The organism is Variovorax ginsengisoli (assembly GCF_030811835.1).
Taxonomy (GTDB): Bacteria; Pseudomonadota; Gammaproteobacteria; order Burkholderiales; family Burkholderiaceae_C; genus Variovorax; species Variovorax ginsengisoli_C.
Genome location: NZ_JAUSRO010000004.1, coordinates 1 through 23,196 on the forward strand (window position 1 = coordinate 1; position 23,196 = coordinate 23,196).

Below are 23,196 nucleotides of genomic sequence, written 5' to 3' on the forward strand. Positions count from 1 at the left end.
CGATGCCCAACGCGTGCTGGTCACCAACTACCCCCAGAGCGAGTACCTCGCGCGCGGATTCCGCGCCAAGGACGACCCCTGGTGGAAGGTCTGGTAAGGGCAGGTCGGTCCTTGCCGGGTCCGTGATCCCGGCGCTGCGAACGACTTGGCCCTGCGGTCGGGGTGCCGACTTGCGTGCGGGGGGCACGGGGCACGGGCAGGCGATTTTTGACACAATCCGTTCGCGGCGGCGTAGTTGCCGTCAGCCTTGCCTCTTTCGCCCTTCAAACAACCGGCCGCAGCACCGTTAAGCCCCCATGGGATTGCTTTCCTCACAACCCCAGCGGCACATCGGGCACGTCGTCCCCGTGGCATGCATTCTGGCGGTCCTGTATTTCGGCCAGGTCTTCATCAAGCCGCTCGCGATTGCCGGTGTGCTCAGCCTGGTCATCGCGCCCCTCGTGCGAAAGCTCGGGCGGACCGGACTGGGCCGCACCACGTCCACGCTGACATCGGTGCTCCTGGTGGCCACCTGCGTGGTATGGATGGGCGTGGTGATCGCGATCCAGCTTGTTGCCGTGGCCGAAGACCTGCCGCGCTACAAGGCGGCCATCGGTGCCAAGGTCGAGTCGATCAAGGAACTCACGGTGCGTCCGCTCGAACGCTTCGAGGCCGAGCTCAAGGGCGTGGTGCCGCAGGCACCGGCGACCCATCTCAGCGCGGAGCCCGAGCGCCCTGCGAGCGCCCGCGGTGCGGCTGGACCGTCGGCGTTCCAGGCAACGCCCCAGCATGCTCCGGCGCCGGACGCGGCGGGCGATCTGGTCACGCGCCTGTTCTCTGCGCTGTGGGGGCCATTGGGCGAGGCGGGCATCGTCTTCATCCTGCTGGTGTTCATCCTGCTGGAGCACGAGTCGCTCAGCGACCGCTTCATCCGGGTCGTCGGCGAGGATGAACTCGGCACGACCGTGCAGGCCCTCAGCGACGCGGCGCACGGCGTGTCGCGTTTCTTTCTTTCGCAGTCGATCGTCAATCTCGCGTTCGGCACGATCATCGGCCTGAGCCTGTGGGCCATCGGCATACCGCATGCCGCCCTGTGGGGCGTGGTCAGCGGGCTGCTGCGTTTTGTTCCCTACGTGGGCATTCTGGGCGCGGGTGCGCTGATTGCCGTGTTCGGCGCGGCGGCCGATCCGGGCTGGTCGCTCACGCTGTGGAGCCTGGGCGTGTTTCTCCTGCTCGAGCTGCTGGTCGCGCATGTCGTCGAGCCGCAGGTGTATGGCCACAGCACCGGACTCGCGCCGCTGGCCGTGATCGTCTCCGCCTTGTTCTGGGGCGCCATGTGGGGGCCGGTGGGTTTGCTGCTGTCGACGCCGCTGACCCTGTGCCTCGTGGTCCTGGGGCGCCAGGTGGAGGCGCTGCAGCCCCTGACCATTTTGCTGAGCGACGCGCCCGGCCTGAGTGCGGGACAACGCTTTTACCAGCGGGCGCTGGCGGACAACACCGACGCGATCATTCAGGATGCTCGAACCTTCATGCGCCAGGGCAGTCTCGCCAAGTATTGCGATCATGTGCTGCTGCCCGGCCTTGCGTTGGGGGCGGTCGATTTCAACCGGGGCCGGGTCGGCCTGCAGCAGTGGCAGCGCATCCAGAGCAACCTCGGCCGCCTCGCCGAGTCCCTGGCGAACACGCACACCCGCACGCGGCTGGGCCTGCGGCGCAGGCGTTCGGCGGTATCGCTGGTCGACGCCAACATCGGCGCGCACCTGCGCCAGATCCGGGAGGCACGCCTGGGTCGCTGGCAGGGTCGCCTGGATGTGCCTTCGGGCTCGATCGTCCTTTGCATGAGCTTCGGCTCCGAGCGCGACGACCTGCTGACCGAGTTGCTGGTGCGGGCGCTGCGCGACGACAGTGTGGACGCGCGCAGCGCATCCATCGACGATCCGTCGGACCCGTCGATGGCCGGCAAATCCGTGCTGGTGGGCACGCTCTTCGTCGTCTACCCGCACGCGCAGGACATGGACCGCTGGCGCACCCAGATCGCCGAGGTGCGCGCAGCGCTGCCGCACGCGATCCTGGTCACCGTCAAGCTCAAGCTCGACGATCACTCGGCGGACATCGAGCAGGTCCAGGCGCATGTCGACCTGATCCTGCATTCGTACTCTGAAGCCGAGGCCTTCGTCCTGCAAGGCAGCAAGACGGCTTAGCGCGCACAGGGGTCTTTGCCAGCGCGGCGTGCCAGAGCGCCGAAAGACGATATGATTCGTATACGTTTCATACATCAGGATCCCCATGGGCATCGTCAAGATTTCAGAGCAGATGCACGAAAACCTGCGTGTCGCAGGCAATGCACTGAGCCGTTCCATCAACGCGCAGGCCGAGCACTGGATGCGCATCGGCATGCTCGCCGAGATGCATCCCGATCTCGACCACCGCGATATCTGCCAGATGCTGATCCGCGCCGAGCAGGCGGGTGGGCTGGACCTGGCCGTGCTGGCCGCGGCAGCGCAGCCACGTGCCGCCATGTCAGCGGTGGCAGCCGCGGCACCGGTGCGGCTGAAGAGGGCCGTTGCATGAATTCGAACGTGTCGATCCGCTCGAAGGACGAAATCGCCATGGCGCGCGAGGCGGGCCGGCTGGCTGCCGAGGTGCTGCAGATGATCGCGCCGCACGTGAAGGCCGGCGTCAGCACCGGTGCGCTCGACCGCCTGTGCCACGACTACATCGTCGACGTGCAGCACGCCGTACCGGCCAACATCGGCTACCACGGCTATACCAAGACCGTGTGCACCTCGGTGAACCAGGTGGTGTGCCACGGCGTGCCGTCGGACGAGAAGATCCTGAAGAAAGGCGACATCGTCAACATCGACGTGGCCGTGATCAAGGACGGCTGGTTCGGCGACACCAGCCGCATGTACTTCGTCGGCGAGCCCACGGTGCTGGCGCGCCGGCTGGTCGATACCACCTACGAGGCCATGTGCGCGGGCATCCGCCAGGTGCGCCCGGGTGCGACGCTCGGCGACATCGGGCATGCCATCCAGGCGGTGGCGCTGCGCGAGCATTTCAGCGTCGTGCGCGAATACTGCGGCCATGGCATCGGGCAGATCTACCACGACGAGCCGCAGGTGCTCCACTACGGCCGGCGCGGCGAAGGCCTGCGGCTGCAGGAGGGGATGATCTTCACGATCGAGCCGATGCTCAATGCGGGCAAGAGGGAGACGCGCCAGATGCCCGACGGCTGGACCGTGGTGACACGCGACCGGTCGCTGTCGGCGCAGTGGGAGCACATGGTTGCCGTCACCGCCGATGGTTTCGAGGTGCTCACGCCATGGCCTGAGGGCACCGGCGGCTACGCCCCCATTGCGATGCCGGTAGAGGCCGCTGCCGCTTAGCGGCAGAATGGCCGGATGAAAGCTCCTCCCCGTTTGCAGTCGCTGGTCGACGAAGGCCTGATCGACACCGTGGTTCGCCAACTCATGAGCGGCAAGGAGGCGATGGTCTACGTCGTGCGTTGTGGCGACGAAACGCGCTGCGCCAAGATCTACAAGGAAGCGACCAACCGCAGCTTCCGCCAGGCGGTCGACTACACCGAGAACCGCAAGGTCAAGAACACGCGCCTGCAGCGCGCCATGGCCAAGGGCACCAAGTTCGGCCGGCAGGCCACCGAGGCCGCGTGGCAGAGCGCCGAGGTCGATGCGCTGTACCGTCTGGCCGCGGCCGGCGTCCGCGTGCCCGTGCCCTACAACTTCTGCGACGGCGTGCTGCTGATGGAACTGGTGACCGACGCCGACGGCGACGCCGCACCCCGCCTGAACGACGTGGTGTTCACGCCCGAAGACGCGCGCCGCCACCATGCGACGCTGCTCACCGAGGTGGTTCGCATGCTGTGCGCGGGCGTCGTGCACGGCGACCTGTCGGAATTCAACGTGCTGCTGGCCGCCGACGGCCCGGTGATCATCGATCTGCCGCAGGCCGTGGACGCCGCGGGCAACAACCACGCCAAACGCATGCTGCTGCGCGATGTCGACAACCTGAAGAACTTTTTCGGCCAGTTCGCGCCGGACCTGCTGCGCACCCGCTACGGCGAAGAGATGTGGGGCCTGTACGAACGCGGCGAGCTCGACACCGCCTCCGTGCTGACCGGCGTCTTCAGGCAGGCGTCCGGCCCGGTGGACCTCGGCGGTGTGCTGCGCGAGGTGGACGATGCGCGCGACGAGGAAGCAGCGCGGCGGCTGCGCATGGCCACCCGCTGAGGGCGGGTGGGCGGGCGGTGGCGCCTCATGCGGCGGCCTGCTCCCGCGTGCAGATTTCCCGGCATGTGACCAGCGTCACATCGCCTTCCAGAATCGGTTTGGCGATGCCGAAGAAGTGAGCGACGGCGGCCGACTGGTTGTGACGGTCCATCGCGGCTTGATCGACAAAGCGCTCGTAGGTCGTGAACACGCAGGGGTCTGTCATGTCCTGCGACACGTAGAAGCCAAGCGTCTGCGGCTCATGCCGACGGACATGGTCTGCCACCGCGCTGAGCGCGTCGGACATGGCGGCTTGGTGACCTGGCTTGACGCGGATGACTGCGGTGATGGTGAGCATGGCGATCGATCGTGAGTGGGCGAGTTCGATGCGTTGCAAGAGCCGGGCCGGGTCGTTTGCCGGTCGCCCGACCTGAAGCCTGATCGCTTTCAATAGGCCGATGTCCTACAGCAGGTGTCTGCATCCGCGCAAATTTTCAGCCGTGACGGATCAGATACTTCGCCTCGCCGAGGGTCGACCAAGACCGGCAACAAACAAGTCCAACGTATCCAGAGGGAATCCAATATGAACAAAATTTTCAAGCTGTCCGGCGCCGTGGTGCTGGCAGCAACGCTTGCGGCGTGTGGCGGTGGCAACAGCGACGATCCAAGCCCGAGCGAGCAGACCGGCATCCTGACGGTGACCAATGCATCGATCGACGGCGTCAACGGCATCTATGGCAATGGCGCCCTGAACCTGACGGACGTGGAAAAGAAGAATCCGGTCGGCTCCGACCCCGAGGTCTGCACGTTCAAGTTCGACGGCGCGAATCGCGTCGGCGCAGACGGCACTGCCTACGGCGACGTGCGTTACCGGCCCGATGCCACGACGTTGTACGTGATCTTCCTCACCGTCAATGGCGTTGAGTACAGCAGCGGCCAGCCTGACAACTCCGCGGTGGTGCGCGACAGCGATCGAATTCGCCTGTCTGCCAAATCGCTCACCGCCGGCAATGGCAGCACCATCCGGGTCAGTGGCGTGATCCCGATGCGCCCGTCGCGTCCTACCGGCTGCTGATCGGGCATCGCGCGCGGGTTGCACTCGCTTGCCGTCAGGCCGAGCTACGGCGTGTCAGTCCGGCTTGATGTTGGCGCGTGCAATCACCTTTTTCCAGCGCTCCTGTTCAATTGCAATGAACTGAGTGAACTGTTCGGGCGTACCGCCAATGGCCTCGGCGGCGTCGCCTCGCAAGCGTTCCAGGGCGGCAGGTGCCTTCACCGCTTTCATGGTCTCCGTCGACAGCTTGGCAAGGTGAGCGGGTGCAAGGTTGGCAGGCGCGAGCATGCCGTACCACTGCGTCATCTCGAAACCTGGAAAGCCCTGTTCGGCGACGGTGGGCACGTCCGGCAGTTGCGGCAATCGCCTGGATGAGCCGGTCGCGATACAACGCACCTTGCCCGATTTGATGAACGGGATGATGGCTGCAGCACCGATGGCTGACGCTTCCAGGCGCCCGGACAGCAGATCGGTCAACATGGGGCCGGTGCCACGGTAAGGAACGTGCAGCATGAAGACGCCCGCACTCATTTTCAAGTACTCGAAAGCCAGGTGGCCTGCGCTGCCATTGCCAGCGGAGCCGTAGCTCAGCTTGCCCGGATTCGCCTTGGCATAGGCGATGAATTCGACGAGATTTTTTGCCGGGACGTCCGGGTGCACCACATAGAGGCTAGGCACCTTGGCCAACAGGCTCACCGGCTTGAAGTCCTTGTTGGCGTCATACGGCAACTTGGCGAAGATGTACGGATTGACGGCCAGTGTGCCGATGTGCCCCAGGATGAGCGTGTGTTGGTCGTCGCTGCGCGCGACTTCCGCCATGGCGATATTGCCCGCCGCACCGGGCTTGTTGTCGACGTAGACGCTTTGGCCGATCAAGGTTGAAAGCTCGGCTGCAGTGGAACGTGCCACGATCTCCGAGCTTCCGCCGGGTGCAAATGGCACCACGAAGCGAATGGACTTGGTCGGCCAGGCGGCTTGAGCGGCGGCGCGCGGCAACCACAGGCTGGCTGCGCCGACGGCACTTCCTGCCTGAAGCAGGTGGCGTCGTTGGATGCCGCGGTGTGGCTGTTGGGAATCGGTGTCGAACATGTCGTCTCCTTTTTTTGAGGTGGAAGGTGCCGATCATGCACTTGCGGCATGTTCGAGAACCGTGAGCCTGAGCGATTGGACTACTTGCAATTCGGCCGCATGGCCTTGGCTCCAGTGCCTGCAGTGACGCAGAGTCGTACTCGTGCGACATCGCAACCCCTTTTGAAGCATCAACCCAAAGCATTGGAATCATGAATACACCCTCAGAAGCCACCCCCTCCCACCTCGATGTGTCTCAAGCGGCCCTGGAAGCCGAAGAGGACACCGACGAGTTGCGGCCGCTGAATGCGATCGAGAAGACCTACACCGAGCATGACTCCCGCGGTACGGGGACATCGCGCTGGGGCACGTGCATGCTGTATGTGGTGGCCGGTGCAGCCATCGCCGCGCTCGCACTTGGCGCGACGGCCCGCCGCAGGCCCGACCTGCGTCGTCGCGGCGCCGCGTGGGTCAGCGAGCATCTGCCGCGTCGCGGTTGGTGATAGGGTGCCGCAGCGCCACGTAACAGCGTGGGTCTCGGCGCCACCTTGCGTGACGTAAAAAAGCCGCCTCAAGGGCGGCTTTTTCTGCGTGTTTGGCCGTGGGCACTTACGCGGCCCACGTTACGGCATGTTCACTTGCAGGAGCTATCTTGTATTTTTCTCGTCGTGACAGCTCTTGGTCGACGTGCCGTTATGAGATCCGGCTTGCCTGCGCAGGCACTACCCAGCATTCTGGGTAGCCTTGGATTATATCACGTGGATCGGAAATCGGTGAGATTGCCGCTGATCACACGCGGTATCTGTCAAAAGACATGACTCGCCGGGTCTGACGCGAGGGGTGGGGATGTCCTACATACAGGGCCGATGCACTGGCAATAGTCAGTGATGCGCCAGCCAGTGCTGCCTGCATTCGTTCGAACCCCACAGCCCCACAGAGAACACCCATGCCCAAATCACGCAAGTCCGCCGGGAGCGCTTCGTCGCTTGCCGTCAATTCCGCGAAGGCCGCCAGCCGCAACACCGACAGTGGTCCCGCACATCCCGCGCCGCCGGGCACCGTGCCGGGCGACCTGCCGGCGCAAAAGGCCGCGGACACCCAGGCGCTCGCAGCCGGCATGCCTGCCAACACCAACAAGCCGCTCGAACACGGCATCGACAACGCCAAGGCCGCTCCGCAAGGCCTGACAGTCGAGCCGCCGTCGGCCTTGCCGGGTGGCAGCACGCTGTCCGAGCACAACGCCTCGGCAAAGACGGGCGGCGTGGCCGCTCCGGGCATCAATCCTGCCAGCGCGCCGCTGGACCGCGTGCGCGTCGATTCGGCGGGCCAGCGTCTCACGACCAACCAGGGCGTACCGGTTGCCGACAACCAGAATTCGTTGAAGGCCGGCGTTCGCGGACCGGTGCTGCTCGAAGACTTCATCCTGCGCGAGAAGATCACGCACTTCGACCATGAACGCATTCCGGAGCGCATCGTGCATGCCCGAGGATCGGGCGCGCATGGATTCTTCGAATGCTATGAACCGCTGACGAAATACACCAAGGCCGACCTTTTCAACGAAGCCGGCAAGATCACGCCGGTGTTCGTGCGTTTCTCCACCGTCGCCGGGGAGCGCGGTTCCAAGGACACGGCGCGCGATGTGCGTGGCTTTGCCGTCAAGTTCTATACGCAGGAAGGCAACTGGGACCTGGTGGGCAACAACATGCCCGTCTTCTTCATCCAGGACGCGATCAAGTTCCCCGACCTGATCCATGCCGTCAAGCCCGAGCCGCACCACGGCATGCCGCAGGCCGCGTCCGCGCACGATACCTTCTGGGACTTCGCCTCGCTGATGCCCGAGTCGACCCACATGCTGATGTGGCAGATGAGCGACCGTGCGATTCCGCGAAGCTACCGCATGATGCAGGGCTTCGGCGTGCACACCTTCCGCCTGGTGAACGAGGCGGGTGAATCGGTGTTCGTGAAGTTCCATTGGCAGCCCAAGCTGGGCACGCATTCGATGGTCTGGGACGAGGCGGTGAAGATCTCCGGCGCCGACCCGGACTTCCATCGCCGGGATCTGTGGGAAGCCATCGATTCGGGTGAATACCCCGAATGGGAACTGGGGCTGCAGATCTTCACCGAAGCGCAGGCCGAGGCGTTCAGCTTCGACGTGCTCGACGCTACCAAGCTGATTCCCGAGGAACTGGTGCCGGTGCAGATCGTGGGCCGTATGGTGCTCAACCGCAACCCGGACAACTTCTTTGCAGAGACCGAACAGGTGGCGTTCTGTACCGCGCACATCGTGCCGGGCATGGATTTCAGCAACGATCCGCTGCTTGCCGGACGCATCCACTCGTACGTGGACACCCAGATCAGCCGGCTCGGTGGACCGAACTTCCATGAACTGCCGATCAACGCGCCCATCGCGCCGGTGCACAACAACCAGCGCGACGGCATGCACCGGCAGGCCATTCCGCGCGGTCGCGTCGCGTACGAGCCGAATTCGCTCGCCGGCGGTTGCCCGTTCCAGGCCGGCGCGGCCCAGGGCTTTCAGAGCGTGGCACGGCGCATGGATGCGAAAGAGGCCAGCGACAAGGTCCGTGGCAAGCCGGAAAAATTTGCCGACCACTACACGCAGGCCGCCCTTTTCTACGAAAGCCAGACGCCGGCCGAGCAGGCACACATCGCTGCGGCCTTTCGCTTCGAACTGTCGAAGGTCACAGTGCCCGCCGTGCGCGAGCGGGTGGTCGCCACACTGGTGAATGCCTCCCCGGCCTTGGCAGCGCAGGTTGCCGAAGGCCTGGGAATTGAGGTGCCTGCGGCGTTGCCGTTGGCACTGGAGACGCCTGTTTCGCCCGAAGTCAAGAGCTCGCCCGCACTGTCGCTCACGGCGCGACCGGGCGACGGCGGAATCCGAACTCGCAAGGTGGCCATCCTGGTCGCCCATGGCGCCGAGGGCACCAGCATCGCTGCGCTGCAGGCGGCATTGCTCGAGGGCGGCGCGGTACCTCGCCTTGTGGGGTCGCGCCTGGGAAGTTTTTCGGCTGAAGGGGGCGAATTGCTCGAGGTCGATGCAACGATGGAAAACAGCCCTGGCTTCCTGTTCGACGCGCTGGTGCTTCCCGACGGCGTGGCCGCCGCCGAGGCACTGGCCCGGGATGGGCATACCGCGGAGTTCCTGAAAGACCAATATCGCCACGGCAAAACCATTCTCGCGATGGGCGCGTCGCAGGGGCTGCTTGGCGATGCGGGCATTCCGCTCACCCTGCCTGATGGTTCAGCCGATCCGGGACTGATTCTCACCGACGCCGTCGGTGTAGCTTCTGCAGTGCCCTCCTTCATTGCAGCGGTGGGCGGCCCGCGCCACAGCGCACGCGAAACGGACCCACCCCGGGTCTGAGTCCGGCGTTTGCGTGAGCCCGGGCGCATCCCCCGGGCCACTGCGGCAGCACGCGAGAGGATGTGAGAGGGATGAAATGGGCGGGCGTGGGACCCCAGGGCAGGAACGAGTCGGAAGGGCCGGCTGAACTGATAGATTCAGCCCTTTCCTGCGGCCGCCCGGTCGCTCCATTCCTTTCGTCTTATTGCATCGTTCATGTTCCAGAGTGCCGGACGCGCGAGATTTATGCTGCTGCTCGCGCTGCTGGCGCTCGTCTTGCTCGCAGCGCCTCAGCGTCTGCCGTCGAGCGTACCTGCGCACTTCACCAGCGCGGACACGCTCATCGAAGACGGCGACGACTTCGCCCCAGCGCCTTATTTGCTGGACCCTGACAGTCTGGCGGGAGGCTGGACGCCGGTCGCGCTGCCTCACGTGATGCACCGGCCCGCGCTCAACCCTACGCGGTCGGCCGCATTGAACGGTGCAACCAGCGTCGTGAACTGGTATCGGCTCCAGATTCCGCCGCTGGCGCGCGAGACCGCGCAGCGCTATATCTATATCCCGAGGGTGAAGGCCGATGGGCGGGTTGCTGTCTATGGCGACAGTCGGCTGCTATACCAGTCAAACTCCAGCTTGATCTGGAATGGTTGGAACCAGCCACTACGAATCCTCTTGACCGAGGGGCGCGACGCACCCATGCCTGCCATCATCTTCATTCGCATCGAGCGTCCGGTGTGGGCCCAGGGTGCGTTGTCCACCGTCTGGCTGGGCACCGACGAGGCCATTGGCTGGCGGTATCGCATGCGCACCTTGCTGCAGGTGCAGCTCCCCTACATGGCGAGCGTCGCCTTCCTCGCAGTCGGGCTGTTTTCCCTGGCCGTGCGCATTCGGCTGGGCAAGGGGTCGCTGTACATGGTGTTCTTCCTGATCACCGTCGCTGCCTACATCCGGTCCATTCACTATTACGTCGGCCAGGAGAAACTGATCCTCTCTGACGAGTGGTTCCTGTGGCTGACCGTCAGCTCGCTGTTCTGGCTGATCGGCCTGTCGCATTTCTTCTCGCAGCGGCTGCACCGCCAGCCCCGTCCGCTGCTGAGCAAGGTCACCATTGGCGTCTGCGGCACGCTGACCGTCATCACGCTGCCCGACTTGATGCCCACTTTGGGTCTGCCCAGCATCGCCGGGCTCACGCCGATTGCCTACCTCCTGGGCATCGGGCTCATGCCCGCCATCGTCTACTGCGGCTACGTGAGCGCGCGCAAGGTGAAGTCGCTCGATGGCGTGCTCGTCGCCTGCTGGGGTGCCCTGGCATTCATCCTTGGCCTCTTCGACCTGCTGCTTCAGAACAATTTCGTGGGCCCGGAGGCTTTGTATCTGGGTTCCTACGCCAACAACGGGCTGTTCCTGGTGTTCATGTACATCCTGTTCAGGCGTTACGTTGAAGCGATCGACGATGTCAAACGCACCAATGCCAGCCTGGAGGCCCGGCTGCAGGCGCGCGAGGCGGAGCTGACGACCACCCACACGCGCTTGCGGGAAGCGGAGCGTCACCAGACCCTCAGCCGCGAACGGCAGCGCCTGATGCAGGACATGCACGACGGGCTGGGCTCATCGCTCATCAGCGCGATCCGTTCGATGGAGCAGGGCGGTCTGAGCGACGTCAAGGTCACGCAGATTCTCAAGGACTGCGTGGACGACCTGAAGCTGGCGATCGATTCCATGGAACCGGTCGAAGCCGACCTGTTGCTGCTGCTCGCGACCCTGCGTTTTCGGCTGGAGCCGCGGCTGGAAGGCACCGGTATCGTGTTGCGCTGGGCGGTCACGCAGATTCCAGAACTGAAATGGCTGGAGCCCAGCTATTCGCTGCACATCCTTCGGATTTTTCAGGAAGCGTTTGCCAACATCCTCAAGCACACCCGCGCCAGCGAGATCCACGTGAGCACCGGCGCCCAGGACGGTTGGGTGAGCGTGACCATCGCTGACAACGGCGCGGGCTTCGACACCGCATTGGCGCTGCGCGACGGCGGCAAGGGGCTGGCCAACCAGATGCGCCGCGCCGAGGCGTTGGGCGGTCAGGTCCTGATCGTGTCGGACGCGGGCGGCACGCGCGTGACCTTGCGCCTGCCGGTCGAGCGTCCGGCGCGCGGCTGAGCCGGGCGCACCCGCTGCGTCCGCGCGATCGGCTCAGTCGAATCGGCTCGCCAGGAAGGGCGAAGGGTCGACGAATGGCTTGTCGCCACCGACCAGTTCGGCGACCAGACGTCCGGTGACGGGGCCGAGCGTGAAGCCCTGGTGGGCATGTCCGAAGTTGAACCACAGTCCCCGATGGCGCGGCGCCGGTCCCAGCACCGGCTTCATGTCGACCGTGCAGGGACGGGCACCGAGCCAGGGCTCGGCCTCCACCGGCGTTCCCAGCGCGACCAGCAGTTGGGCGGTCGATCGCTCGGCGCGCTGGAGCTGGACGGGCGTGGGTGTCGCGTCGTGGCGTGCGAACTCCGCACCGGTGGTCAGGCGCAAGCCGCGCGACATCGGCGCGAGCATCACGCCGCGTTCGGTGTCGAGCATCGGCACCGCCAGGCGCGTGCCACCCTCGTAATGCCGGTGGTAGCCGCGTTTGACGAACAGCGGCAGGCGGTAGCCGAGCTGGCGCGTCAGCGTGTCGGCCCAAGGGCCGAGTGCCACCACGACGTCTGCGGCTTGCACCGGGCCCTCCGCCGCGTCGACCGACCAGCCAGCGCCCTGCGGGCGCAGGCTCAGCGCATCGCCGTGCGCGAACTGCCCACCGCGCAGCACGAAGAGCTTGGCGTAGGACGCCACCAGATCGCCAGGGTCACGCACGGTCCATGGATCGGTCCAGTGGATCGCGCCCGCCATCGGCAGCTTCAAGCCCGGCTCGGCCGCGGCCAGGGCCAGGGGCCCCTGCACCACGCAGCCGAGTTCGTGCGTGCTTGCCACGGCACGCGCGTGGGCTGCGGCGGTGTCGAACGCCTGGGCCGAGCGGTAGGCCTGTCGCCAGCCGTCGCGATGCACCAGATGGCCGGCATCCGCCTGGTCGATCCAGTGGGCATGCGCGTCGATGCTGTGTCTGATCAACGTCGCATAGGCCTGCGCGATGGGCTGGTAGCGCGCGGGCGCCGACGCATGCCAGTACCTGAGCAGCCTGGGCGCCAGCGCCGCCATGGCACCCAGGTGGTAGCGCGCATCGTTGCTCAGGCCGGTGGCCACACGAAAGAGGACGCCCAGGTCGCGGGGGAATGCATAGGGCTCGACGGCTTCGCGCTGGATGATGCCGGCGTTGCCGTAGGAGGTTTCGCGACCGGGCATCTTGCGGTCGATCAGCGTGACGGCGTGTCCGCGTTCCTGCAGCGCCAGTGCCGTGCTGACGCCCACCATGCCGGCGCCCAGAACGATCACTTCATGGCGGTTGGGTGTCATGAAGGCGTCGCCTCCTGGCAAGGATGGGGCCGTGGGGGAGGTGTGTGGAGGTGGGTCATGAGGCAAGCGCTGGCCGCGCAGGAATGCATCGATTGTCGCGCCGGATGCTTGTCGCCGGCGCATGAGCGAAACATCGATATTCGACCGCTCGATTGCCAAACGCGCAATCCATGCCTGCCTGTTCGAATGGTTTCAGGTCGCTCAACCTGCGCGGATCGCCTGCGTGAGAAAGTCGACGAAGGCCCGGCCGGCATCGGGCAGGGGCCGCCCGGCCAGTGTCTCGACCTCCAGATAGCGTTCGTTCATTTCACGGTCGCGCAGCGGTACCGCCACCAGCGTGCTGGCGAGGAGCCGTGTGCGGATCGACAGCTCGCCGTAGAACGCGATGCAGTCCGGCGCGGCCGCCACGAAGCTCACGAGCGCATCGGCGTGGTTGCTCGACATGGCCGTGGTGTAGCGCAGTCCCTGCCGGCTGCAGCTGATGTCGAGCAACTGGCGCACCGAGCTCGACGGATGTGGCAGCGCCAGCGGTGAGGCGACCACCTGGCTGAGCGAGAGCTGGCGTTGGCCCGCCAGTGGATGCGCGCGCGACATGACCGCCAGGATCGGGCTCGGATGGCGCAATGCGAGCTCGATGCCGCGTTCGGGCACCGAGCTCAAGGTCATGCCCACGTCGGCCTCGCCATCCCGCACACGGCGTGGAATGTCGGCCTGCGCGCACACGTCCAGGTGGAACTGGATGCCGTGGTAGGTCTTGCGGAAAGCCGCAATCAGCGTGGGAATGAAGTCGAATGCAAAGCCCTCGGCGCTGGCCACCCGCACGGACCCGCTGCGCAGCCCGCGCAGGGCGGAAATGTCGTTGAGCACGCGTTCGTTGTCCTGCTGCGCGCGCTTGGCATGCGCGGCGAGCAGCTCTCCCGCGGCGTTGGGCACCATGCCGCGGGCGTGGCGCTCGAACAGTAGCGTGTCCATGTCGCTTTCCAGGCGCGCCACCTGGCGGCTGACCGCGGAGGGCGCCACGTTGAGCCGGGCTGCGGCCTCCTTGACCGAGCCGGCGCGAACCACTTCCAGGAAGTAGCGCACCGCAGTGTCCTGCAGGAAATGCGGTGACATCAGGTTTCCTCCTGTGCGGTGGTGCGTGTCATGAATTGCTGTTAACGCAATCGAAGATTCTAAACAATGCGCTTGTGGCACTCCTGGGTGCGTCCTAGGATGCGATGGACCGGGCCGGCGACGCGGCCTCCCATTCCAGGTTCTTGAACTGCAGGAAACACCCATGACCCTTCTTCGCACTTTGGCCGGCGTGTCGCTGGCTGCAGGTCTGTGCATCTCGGGCGCCGCCGCGCTGGCCGCCGGCACCGACTTCCCGACCCGTCCCGTGACCCTGGTCATTCCCTTCCCGCCAGGTGGTGCCACGGATGTGCTCGGGCGCGTGATCGCGCAGCGCATGGCCAAGGAGCTCGGCCAGAACATCGTGGCGGACAACCGCGCTGGCGCCGGCACCCTCATCGGTGCGTCGTACGTGGCCAAATCCGCACCTGACGGCTACACGCTGCTGATGAGTTCGGGCACCACCTTCACCGTCAATCCGGCCATCCGAAAGAATTTGCCCTATGACCCGGCCCAGAGCTTCGAACCCATCGGCATCGCGGGGCGCACCGGCCTGATCCTGCTGGCCAACAAGGACGTGCCGGTCGACACCTTCAAGCAGTTCGTCGCGTATGTGAAGGCCTCGCCCGACAAGTACGCCTACGGTTCCTTTGGCAGCGGTACGACGGCGCACTTTGCCGGCGAGACCATGCTGCGTGCGGCCGGCCTGAAGATGGCCCATGTGCCCTACAAAGGCAGTGCGCCCGCCATGACGGACCTGATGGGCGGACAGATTCCGTTTGCGGTGGACACGGTGAGCGCTGCCATTCCCCAGTTGGCCAACGGCAAGATCAAGGCCATTGCCGTGACCACTGCCAAGCGCTCGGCGCTGTTGCCCGGCGTGCCGACGATGGCCGAAAGCGGCTACCCCGACGTCCAGATGGACACCTGGCTGATTGTCGCGGCGCCCAGGGGCCTGCCCGCTGCGGTCAAGGCGAAACTCGACGCCGCACTGGCTGCAACCATGGCCGATCCGCAGACCCAGGCCAAGCTGGTCGCAATGGGCATGGACCCGTCGTACAGCACGGGTGCCGCGGCCAGTATGCTGATCGAAAAGGAACTGCCCATCATGCGCGCCGTCGCAGCCCGCTCGAACATCACCGCGGACTGATCGCCGCCCCTTTTTCTGGAGACACATGCCTGAATCCATTCATTGCACAACCGGTACGCTCGTCGAGCAATCGGCCGTGACGCTGCGCCGCCTGATCGGCAGCAAGGCGGTATCGCCGGTGGAACTGCTCGACGCTTGCATTGCGCGTATCGAACAAGTCAACCCTTTCGTCAATGCCGTCACGGCCACCTGCTTCGACCGGGCGCGCACTGAAGCGCGGGCCGCAGAGGCCGCCGTCATGGCGGGCGAACCCCTTGGCTTGCTGCATGGCCTGCCACTGGGCGTGAAGGACCTGGAGCCGACCGAAGGCCTGCTCACGACCTGGGGCTCGGCGCTGTTTCGCAACCATGTGCCGACCGCCGACGTCGAACTGGTGGCGCGGCTGCGCCGTGCCGGTGCCATCGTTGCGGGCAAGACCAACGTGCCTGAGATGGGCGCCGGCGCGAATTCGCGCAACGATGTCTGGGGCGCGACCGGCAATCCGTTCAACCCCAACCTGAATGCAGGCGGCTCCTCGGGCGGATCGGCCGCGGCGCTGGCCTGCGACATGCTGCCGGTGTGCACGGGGTCGGACACGGGCGGTTCGCTGCGCATTCCGGCGGCCAAATGCGGCGTGGTGGGCTTTCGGCCGTCGCCTGGCGTGGTGCCCAGTGCCCGCAAGCTGCTCGGCTGGACGCCGCTGTCGGTGGTCGGCCCGATGGGCCGGACGGTCGAAGATGCCTGCCTGCAACTGGCCGCATCGGCCGGCATGCATGCGGGCGACCCGCTGAGCTATCCGTTGGACGCCTTGTCATTTCTCAAGCCCGCCGAAGTCGACCTGAGCGGCCTGCGCGTTGCCTGGACCGAAGACTTCGGCACCTGCGCGGTCGACCACGGTATCCGGGCGACCTTTCGCAGCAAGATCGCCGGCATGCGCCATCTGTTCCGACGCTGCGATGAGGTCCAGTTCGATCTCGGCGAGGCCCACCGATGCTTCGACGTCCTGCGTGCCGAGGCCTTTGTCGCGGGCATGCACGCGGCCTACACGAAAGACCCGGGCAGCCTGGGCCCGAATTCCCGCGCCAACTACGAGATGGGGGCGCGCATGAGCCTGCTCGACAGCGCCTGGGCCCAGGCCGAGCAGACACGGTTGATCCAGCGCTTTCAGCAGACCTTCGCCGAGTACGACCTGGTGCTGTCGCCGACGACGCCGGTTTCTCCCTTTGCCTGGACGCAGCTGTACGCGGACACGATCAACGGCGAGAAGCAGGAGAACTATTACCGCTGGCTGGCGCTGACCTACGTCACCACCTTGCTCACCCATCCGGCGCTGTCGCTGCCCTGCGGTGTCGATCACCAGGGCATGCCATTCGGCTTGCAGATCGTGGGTGGCTTTCGTGCCGACCACCACGTGCTGGGCGCTGCACAGGCGATGGAGCGGGCCTTTGCCGCCTTGCCTGAACTGCGCAGGCCGCGTCCCGACCTGTCGGCGCTTCGGCCGGCTGAACCGGCGCTGCGCTCGATCGTGACCGCGCCACCGCAGGCCGCAGATGGGTTCGCACCCGTCGGCGGCTCGGTTTCTGTCGTCTGACGTTCGAGAAGTTCGGGGGACTAACTTCGCGGCGCGGGTGGGGTCGGCGGCGGCGTTGGTGGTACGGCGCCTGTGGGCCGGAACATCAGGCGTGGCGGTTCGGCTTCGCAGGTACCGGTGACAGTGTCGCCTCGTGGCGTCGTCACTGTCACCTGTGCGCCGACGGACGCCGCGCGGCAGACCTCGAAGAATTCGGGTGGCGGCATGTCGTGCCGCCAAGGCGGGGGCGGGCGGTGCGCCATGTCCAGATCCGGGCCCCGATCTCCGCCATGCGGCGGCGGCAACACCATGCAGCCGGAAAGTGTCGTCGCCAAGGCCAAGCCTGCGGTCATCCAGCGTCTCATTCCAATCTCCTTTTTGTCCATGCAGAAGCAAGACTTTGGCGTGGGAGTTTGGAAGCATTTAGGAAGACGAGGGTCTCTTGCACACTGATTGCGGCTCAGTGGGAGGTGCAGCCTGCGTCGGCGACAAGCCGCCTCAGTTCGGCCAGCAGTTCATGCAGATCGGCCGGCTTGGCGAAGTGCGCGCCGAATCCGGCCTCCTGGGAAGCCCGCCGGTCGCGAGCCTGGCCATAGCCCGTCAAGGCCACCAATGCCATGGACGGCCAACGGCCATTGGCACGCACGCGGCGCGCAAATTCATAGCCGCTGATGTCCGGCAGGCCGATGTCGACCACGACCGCGTCGACAGGCGATTCGTAGAGTCGTTCGAAGGCCTTCTCGGCACTGTAGGCCACACGCACCGAATGGCCTTCCAGCCGGTACCAATCGGCCAGAAGATTCACCGCATCCTGGTTGTCGTCCACGAAAAGCAGACGCAGCGGCGGTCCCGCAGGCGATGCGTCGATGTGTTCGATGGCGCAAGCATCAGGCAGAGGAGGCGCCAGCGGCAGCATGAGATGGAAGGTCGTGCCTTTGCCAGCGCCGTCACTCGTTGCATCGATGGTCCCCCCGTGGAGTTCGGCCAGGCTGCGGGCGATCGCGAGTCCGAGGCCGAGACCACCGCCCGGGCGCTGCAGGCTTTGGCCCGCCTGCACGAATCGATCGAACACATGGGGCAGCAGCGCGGAATCGATGCCCACACCCTCGTCGGACACCGAGAGTTCGGCCTGGCCTTCGACGACGGCAAGTGCCACGGTGATCGACTTCGCGGGCGGCGTGAACTTGGCGGCGTTGTTGAGCAGGTTGGACACCAGTTGGGCCAAGCGCAACGCATCGCCCAGCACCATGATCGGCGTGGTGGGTAGCACGACGCCGGGCATGCGTGCACGTTGCTGCATGAGGGGCTGCGCAAGTTCCATCGCATGGGTCACGACGTCGCGCAGATCGACCCGTTCGCGCTGCAGGACGATGTTGCCCGCCACGATACGCGGCACGTCGAGCAGGTCGTCCACCATGCGGGAGAGCTGCTTGACTTGGCGCTCGATCATCTTGCGTTCGCTCGTGAAGACGTCGGGCTCCTTGCGTGCCATGAGTTGCAGAACGAGCGAAATCGGCGCGAGCGGGTTACGCAGCGCATGTCCGAGCATGGCGAAGAATTCGTCCTTTGCATGGCTCGCCGCCTCGACCTCGGCACGCGCCTGGTGCGCCTGGGCGAGCAAACGGACGTTGTCGAGCGCGAGCGCAGCCCGTTGTGCGAATTCTTCGACCAGGGTGACGTCCTCGGGGCTGAAATGGCGCTCCGACTCGGATTGCAGCACCGCCATCGCACCGATCGTGCGGCCGCGTGCCACCAGTGGCACCACGCAGCACGCGTGAATGCCGTGGCTGACCGCGAGCGCGCGCAAGCCTGCATGCGGCAGTTCAGAGAAGTCCCTCGTGGTGCGATTGACTACAAAGGTTTCACCTGTCGTCACCGCCCAGTGCAGTGAACCCGGTGCGTTGGTGTCGGCGATGGCGCGGGCGACGGCGGCGGTCACCTGGCTGGCACGGGTCAGGTTGCGATAGCGCGCGAGCTTGCGATGGAGCATGTCGTTCTCGTCGAGCAGGTCAATGCGACAGATGTCGGCGAAGTCCGGCACGATGACCTGCGCGATGGCCTCTATCGTCGAGGCCTCTTCGAGGGAGCGCGACAAGGTCGTGCTGACCGTGGCGAGCCATTGCAGGCGCTGCTGAGCGGCTTGCGCCGACAGCAGTGCCTGCTGGCCGGTCACCAGCAGGGTGTCGCGTTCCTCCTCGTGCTGGATGCGGTCGGTCGCCGCCTCTGCGAGTGCGTGGGAGACGCGGTCGACTTCGTCGATGCCCGACCGGTTCGGCGCGACCGGCTCACCGTGGCCCAGTGCCAGCGCGCTTTCGCGCAGGCGGCGCATCGGCCGCGTGATGGTGCGCGCGACCCACCAGACGCCCAATCCGCCAGCGAGCAATGAAAACAGCACGCCCCCGCTGTAGGCCCACATGGTGCGCCGCCATGCGCTGTCGACGGTGGACATGGGCATGCCGAGCACGACCTGCCAGCGGGCCGATGCGAGCCGGACGATGGCCGTCTGCATGGGGACGCCCTCATCCGTGTTCACGGTGCGCAGGAGTTCTGCGCGCGTATCCTGGCTGACCAGTGCCTCGCGCAACGTCGGGCCCGGTGGCCGGCCGCGGGTGAGTTCATCGTTGACCGATCGCGCGATCCGCAATTGATTGCTGTCGAAGACCGACACCTTCCAGCCGTCTGGCACCTGCTGGTTGCGCAGGACCGCAGCGACAGTCTCTGGTTTTACGATGGCCGTGAGTACATGGCGCACCTGGCCACCGCGAAGCACAGGGACGCGGACGGCGAACAGCAGCTTGTCGCGCGAACCACTGAACAGCCCGCTGACGACCGGCCGCCGTGTGCGAACCGCCTCTGCATGGCTGGGAAGGTCCAGGACCTGGTCGGCTGTGATACCAAAAGGACGTTCGCTGCTGAAGACGACATGGCCTTCAGGCGTGGTGAGCTGCACACCCTCCCAACCTGGATTGGACGCACGCAGCGCGCTGGCCAGCAGGTGCGCATCGGCCAGCGTCGACAGGTCGGTGGCGCCCAACGGATCGGTGAGCGCGAGCGTTTGCAGGGAAGAGATCGCCAGGCGAAGTTCGCTGTCGACTGCGCCCGCCACGGCGCGTGCCATGCCGATTGCGGCATCGCGCGATTGCGCACGCTGGCCGAGCCCCAGGTCGACCAGCGCAATGCCGCAGAGGATCGCCAGTGGCAGCATGGCGGCGATTGCCACCATCAACACGCGGCCGGGCAGGCTCATCAGACGCATGGGCCGCAGTCAGGTGGTGGTGCGGTTGACCAGCCGCTGCAGCTCCGCAGCCATCGCTTCGACGGCGGCAGGTTTGGGGAAATGGGCATCGAAGCCCGCGGCCAGTGCCTCCTGGCGGTCGGTCTCCTGACCGTAACCGGTCAGTGCAATCAGCACCATGCTGCGCCATCGCTCGTTGGCGCGCATGCGTCGGGCCAGTTCGTAGCCGCTGATGCCCGGCAGGCCGATGTCGAAGATGGCCGCATCCGCGGGCGCTTGATAGAGCAGCGCAAGCGCTTCTTCGGCGCTATGAGCGGTGCGCACCGCGTGACCCTCCAGCCGGAACCAGTCTCCGAGCAAGGCGACCAGGTCCTTGTTGTCGTCGACCAGCAAGAGACGTAGAGGCGCCGTCAGAGGCGCCGTCGACGGTACCGGTCCGGGCGTCGGGGCGGCGGGCAGGGCCTTGCGGACTTCGGTGTTCGCCAGCGGAATACGCACCGTGAATACAGCCCCTTCGCCCGGACCTGCACTTTCTGCGCGGATGCTGCCGCCATGAAGCTGAACCAGACTTTGCGCGATCGACAAGCCGAGCCCGAGGCCCCCGCCGGCGCGCTGCAGATGCTGCTCGCCTTGCACGAAGCGATCGAACACGTGGGCCAGCAGATCGTGTGCAATGCCGATGCCGGTATCGGCCACGACCAGTTCCGCTTCATGGGCATGAACCTCCAGCTTCACTGTGATGGCCTGCCACGGCTCAGTGAACTTGGCCGCGTTGTCCAGTAGCGCGGAGACGATCTGCGCCAGGCGGACCTCGTCGCCCTGAACCATGACGGGCGAGGAGGGCAGCGACAGTACAGGCTTGCGCGCGCGGCTTTGCAAGGTAAGGCGCGTGAGCTCGAGCGCTCGCGAAACCACCTCGCGCATGTCGACGGGTTCCATCTTCAGCACGAACTTGCCCGACAGCACGCGCGCCACGTCGAGCAGGTCGTCGACGATGTGCGTGAGGTGTCCGACTTGCCGTTCGATGATCTGGCGCTCGCGTGGAAATGCGGCATCGCCGCGCCGCGTGATCACCTCCAGCGCCAGTGCGATCGGTGCCAGGGGGTTGCGCAGTTCGTGGCCGAGCATGGCCAGGAATTCGTCTTTCGACTGGCTCGCAAGCTCGGCCTGCTGCTGCGCGCTGCGGGCCTGTGCGAACAGCCGCACGTTGTCCAGCGCGAGCGCGACGCGCTGGGCGATTTCGCCGATCAGGATGCGGTCGTCGGCCGTGAAGCGCCGCTTCGACTCCGCCTGAATCACGGCCATCGCACCTATGGTGCGGCCCCGTGCGACCAGCGGCACCACGCACAGCGCGGTCATGCGCATGGCCCGTGCGAAGTCGCGGAATGTCGCGTCCTCGATGTCGGACAGATCGGCTTTGGAGAAGTTCTGCAGAAAAACCTCGCCGGTGGCCACGGCGTGGGGAAAAAAGCCGGGCACGTCAGGCGGCGCCTTGTGCCGGCTATTGACTTCGTGCTGGATCTCAGCACTGCGCCGGGGGTTGAAATGGCGAGTGAGCTTGCGCTGCAGCTCATCGTTTTCGTCGAGCAGGTCGATGCGGCAGGCGTCCGCAAACTCCGGCACGAGCACATCGGCAATCGCATGCAGCGTGGAACTTTCTTCCAGCGATTTGGAAAGCATCGAGCTCGCGTGCATAAGGTATCCGATCCGGCGCTCGGCGGCTTGCGCGTCCGAACGTGCCTGGCGTTCGGCCAGCAGCAGGTCGTCGCGTTCGGCTTCGCGGCGCGTGCGCTCGATGCCGGCGAGCCCCAGCGCGCTGGCCACTGCATCGATCTCGACGATGCCCGAACGCTGGACCGTGACCACCGCGCCCCGCCCGAGTGCGGCAGCGCTGTCGCGCAACTGCCGTATCGGACGGGTGATCGTGCGCGACGTCCACCAGGCCGCAAAGCCGCTGAGGAACAACGACAGCACCAAGCCGGCGCCGCTGAGCAGCAACGTGCGCACCAGGGTGGCGTTGGCCGTCGACGTGGCGCCGCCGATGACCACCACCCAGGGCGCCGAGGTCATGCGCACCAGCGCCGTCTGCACCTGTACGCCATCGGGGTTCTCGGCAGAGCTGAGCAGGTCCTCGCGGGAACTCATGGTGTCGATCAACGCGCTCACGGCGGCGCTGGGCGGCTGGCCTCTGAAATTGGTTTCGTTGCGCGAGCGGGCCACGCCTGTGCGCATCGAGTCGAACACAGACACCGTCCAGCCCTCGGGAATCTGTTGCCGCGCGAGCACGGCGGAGATCGCTTCGGGCGCCACCACTGCGGTGAGCACGCGCCGTACGGAGCCGTCGCGCAAAATTGGAACGCGCACGGGGAAGCTCAGCCGGCCGCCAGGGCGCAGGGTCAGCGAACCGACAACCGGCTGGCCGGTGCGAACGGTCAGGGCCAGGCTGTCCATGTCGACGGCCCGCTCGATCGGCACGCCGAAAGGACGCTCGGTGCTGAAGATGCCCGAACCATCGGGCGCCGCCATGAGGATGTTCCGCCAGTTCGGTTGCGACGCGCGCATGGCTGATGCAAGCGCATGGGTGTTGGCCAGCGAAGCGAGCGATTCGCCGCTGGCTGGACTGGCCAGTGTGATCGCCTGCAGCGAGGAGACGGTCATACGCAGTTCACCGTCGATAGCGGTCGCAACGGTGCGCGCAACGCCCAGGGTCGACGCCAGCGACTGCGCGCGTTGCTCGGCAATCAGACCGTACAGTGCCACGCCGGAGAGCACGGCAAACGGCACGATGCCCGCCAGTGCGACGAGCAGCACGCGGCTTGAAAAATTGAAGGCACGCATCAGCGAGGATTGGGTCGGTCGGTTGAGCGGTGGCGTCCTGCGCGGCACCGCAGCCCAGAGGAAAAATGGGCTGACAGATAAAAGCAGGGATTGTGACGCCGCAGTGGAAACCGCGCGTGCACTTCAAGCCACACATGTCCCGATAAGTGGCGCAGCCCTTTTTTATTTATTAACATAAGATACATTGTATT

16 protein-coding genes are annotated in these 23,196 nt (G+C 65.8%); 10 read left to right on the forward strand and 6 right to left on the reverse strand.

Going from position 1 to position 23,196, the window contains the following annotated elements:
- The first annotated feature begins 296 nt into the window (after window positions 1–296).
- The 4 genes from J2W36_RS06265 to J2W36_RS06280 all read left to right on the forward strand — a co-directional run bounded on the left by J2W36_RS06265 (window position 297) and on the right by J2W36_RS06280 (window position 4,226).
- The gene (locus J2W36_RS06265) at window positions 297–2,180 is read left to right on the forward strand and encodes an AI-2E family transporter (RefSeq protein ID WP_307688834.1); all 1,884 of its coding nucleotides are present in this window, start codon (window positions 297–299) and stop codon (window positions 2,178–2,180) included.
- A gap of 85 nt (window positions 2,181–2,265) precedes the next feature.
- Window positions 2,266–2,550 carry a ParD-like family protein gene (locus tag J2W36_RS06270; protein WP_307688836.1) on the forward strand — a complete coding sequence of 95 codons (285 nt, stop codon included), beginning with the start codon at window positions 2,266–2,268 and terminating at the stop codon, window positions 2,548–2,550.
- Window positions 2,547–3,365 (forward strand): type I methionyl aminopeptidase, encoded by an 819-nt coding sequence (gene map, locus J2W36_RS06275; protein WP_307688837.1) that lies wholly within the window; start codon window positions 2,547–2,549, stop codon window positions 3,363–3,365. The genes J2W36_RS06270 and map overlap by 4 nt, the downstream gene beginning before the upstream one ends.
- A gap of 15 nt (window positions 3,366–3,380) precedes the next feature.
- Entirely contained in the window at window positions 3,381–4,226 is an 846-nt protein-coding gene (locus J2W36_RS06280) for a PA4780 family RIO1-like protein kinase (protein ID WP_307688838.1), read from the forward strand.
- A 25-nt stretch (window positions 4,227–4,251) separates the two neighbouring features.
- On the opposite strand, the gene J2W36_RS06285 is transcribed toward J2W36_RS06280, so the two are convergent.
- On the reverse strand, window positions 4,252–4,563 hold the full coding sequence (locus tag J2W36_RS06285) for a putative quinol monooxygenase (RefSeq protein WP_307688839.1): 312 nt from the start codon (window positions 4,561–4,563) through the stop codon (window positions 4,252–4,254).
- 225 nt (window positions 4,564–4,788) lie between these two features.
- On the opposite strand from J2W36_RS06285, the gene J2W36_RS06290 reads away from it, so the two are divergent.
- A complete protein-coding gene (locus J2W36_RS06290) occupies window positions 4,789–5,280 on the forward strand; it encodes a hypothetical protein (protein ID WP_307688840.1) in 492 nt (163 codons plus the stop codon).
- 54 nt (window positions 5,281–5,334) lie between these two features.
- Here the strand turns inward: J2W36_RS06290 and J2W36_RS06295 are convergent, their stop codons facing one another.
- Window positions 5,335–6,348 carry a Bug family tripartite tricarboxylate transporter substrate binding protein gene (locus J2W36_RS06295; RefSeq protein ID WP_307688841.1) on the reverse strand — a complete coding sequence of 338 codons (1,014 nt, stop codon included), beginning with the start codon at window positions 6,346–6,348 and terminating at the stop codon, window positions 5,335–5,337.
- Between the two features lie 191 nt (window positions 6,349–6,539).
- Between J2W36_RS06295 and J2W36_RS06300 the strand changes: the two genes are divergently transcribed.
- From J2W36_RS06300 to J2W36_RS06310, 3 genes are all read left to right on the forward strand, one after another.
- Window positions 6,540–6,830 (forward strand): hypothetical protein, encoded by a 291-nt coding sequence (locus J2W36_RS06300; RefSeq protein ID WP_307688842.1) that lies wholly within the window; start codon window positions 6,540–6,542, stop codon window positions 6,828–6,830.
- Between the two features lie 443 nt (window positions 6,831–7,273).
- On the forward strand, window positions 7,274–9,709 hold the full coding sequence (locus tag J2W36_RS06305) for a catalase (protein WP_307688843.1): 2,436 nt from the start codon (window positions 7,274–7,276) through the stop codon (window positions 9,707–9,709).
- A gap of 225 nt (window positions 9,710–9,934) precedes the next feature.
- A complete protein-coding gene (locus J2W36_RS06310) occupies window positions 9,935–11,839 on the forward strand; it encodes a sensor histidine kinase (RefSeq protein WP_307688844.1) in 1,905 nt (634 codons plus the stop codon).
- Between the two features lie 33 nt (window positions 11,840–11,872).
- Here the strand turns inward: J2W36_RS06310 and J2W36_RS06315 are convergent, their stop codons facing one another.
- A complete protein-coding gene (locus J2W36_RS06315; protein WP_307688845.1) occupies window positions 11,873–13,123 on the reverse strand; it encodes an NAD(P)/FAD-dependent oxidoreductase in 1,251 nt (416 codons plus the stop codon).
- Window positions 13,124–13,324: 201 nt separating this feature from the next.
- The gene (locus J2W36_RS06320) at window positions 13,325–14,236 is read right to left on the reverse strand and encodes a LysR family transcriptional regulator (protein WP_307688846.1); all 912 of its coding nucleotides are present in this window, start codon (window positions 14,234–14,236) and stop codon (window positions 13,325–13,327) included.
- Window positions 14,237–14,399: 163 nt separating this feature from the next.
- Here J2W36_RS06320 and J2W36_RS06325 point away from each other — a divergent pair, with 163 nt between their 5' ends.
- Window positions 14,400–15,383: a Bug family tripartite tricarboxylate transporter substrate binding protein gene (locus tag J2W36_RS06325; RefSeq protein ID WP_307688847.1), complete on the forward strand. Its 984-nt coding sequence runs from the start codon at window positions 14,400–14,402 to the stop codon at window positions 15,381–15,383.
- 25 nt (window positions 15,384–15,408) lie between these two features.
- Entirely contained in the window at window positions 15,409–16,953 is a 1,545-nt protein-coding gene (locus J2W36_RS06330) for an amidase (protein ID WP_307688848.1), read from the forward strand.
- 439 nt (window positions 16,954–17,392) lie between these two features.
- On the opposite strand, the gene J2W36_RS06335 is transcribed toward J2W36_RS06330, so the two are convergent.
- On the reverse strand, window positions 17,393–20,188 hold the full coding sequence (locus J2W36_RS06335; protein ID WP_307688849.1) for an ATP-binding protein: 2,796 nt from the start codon (window positions 20,186–20,188) through the stop codon (window positions 17,393–17,395).
- Window positions 20,189–20,197: 9 nt separating this feature from the next.
- A complete protein-coding gene (locus J2W36_RS06340; protein WP_307688850.1) occupies window positions 20,198–23,005 on the reverse strand; it encodes an ATP-binding protein in 2,808 nt (935 codons plus the stop codon).
- Window positions 23,006–23,196 lie beyond the last annotated feature (191 nt).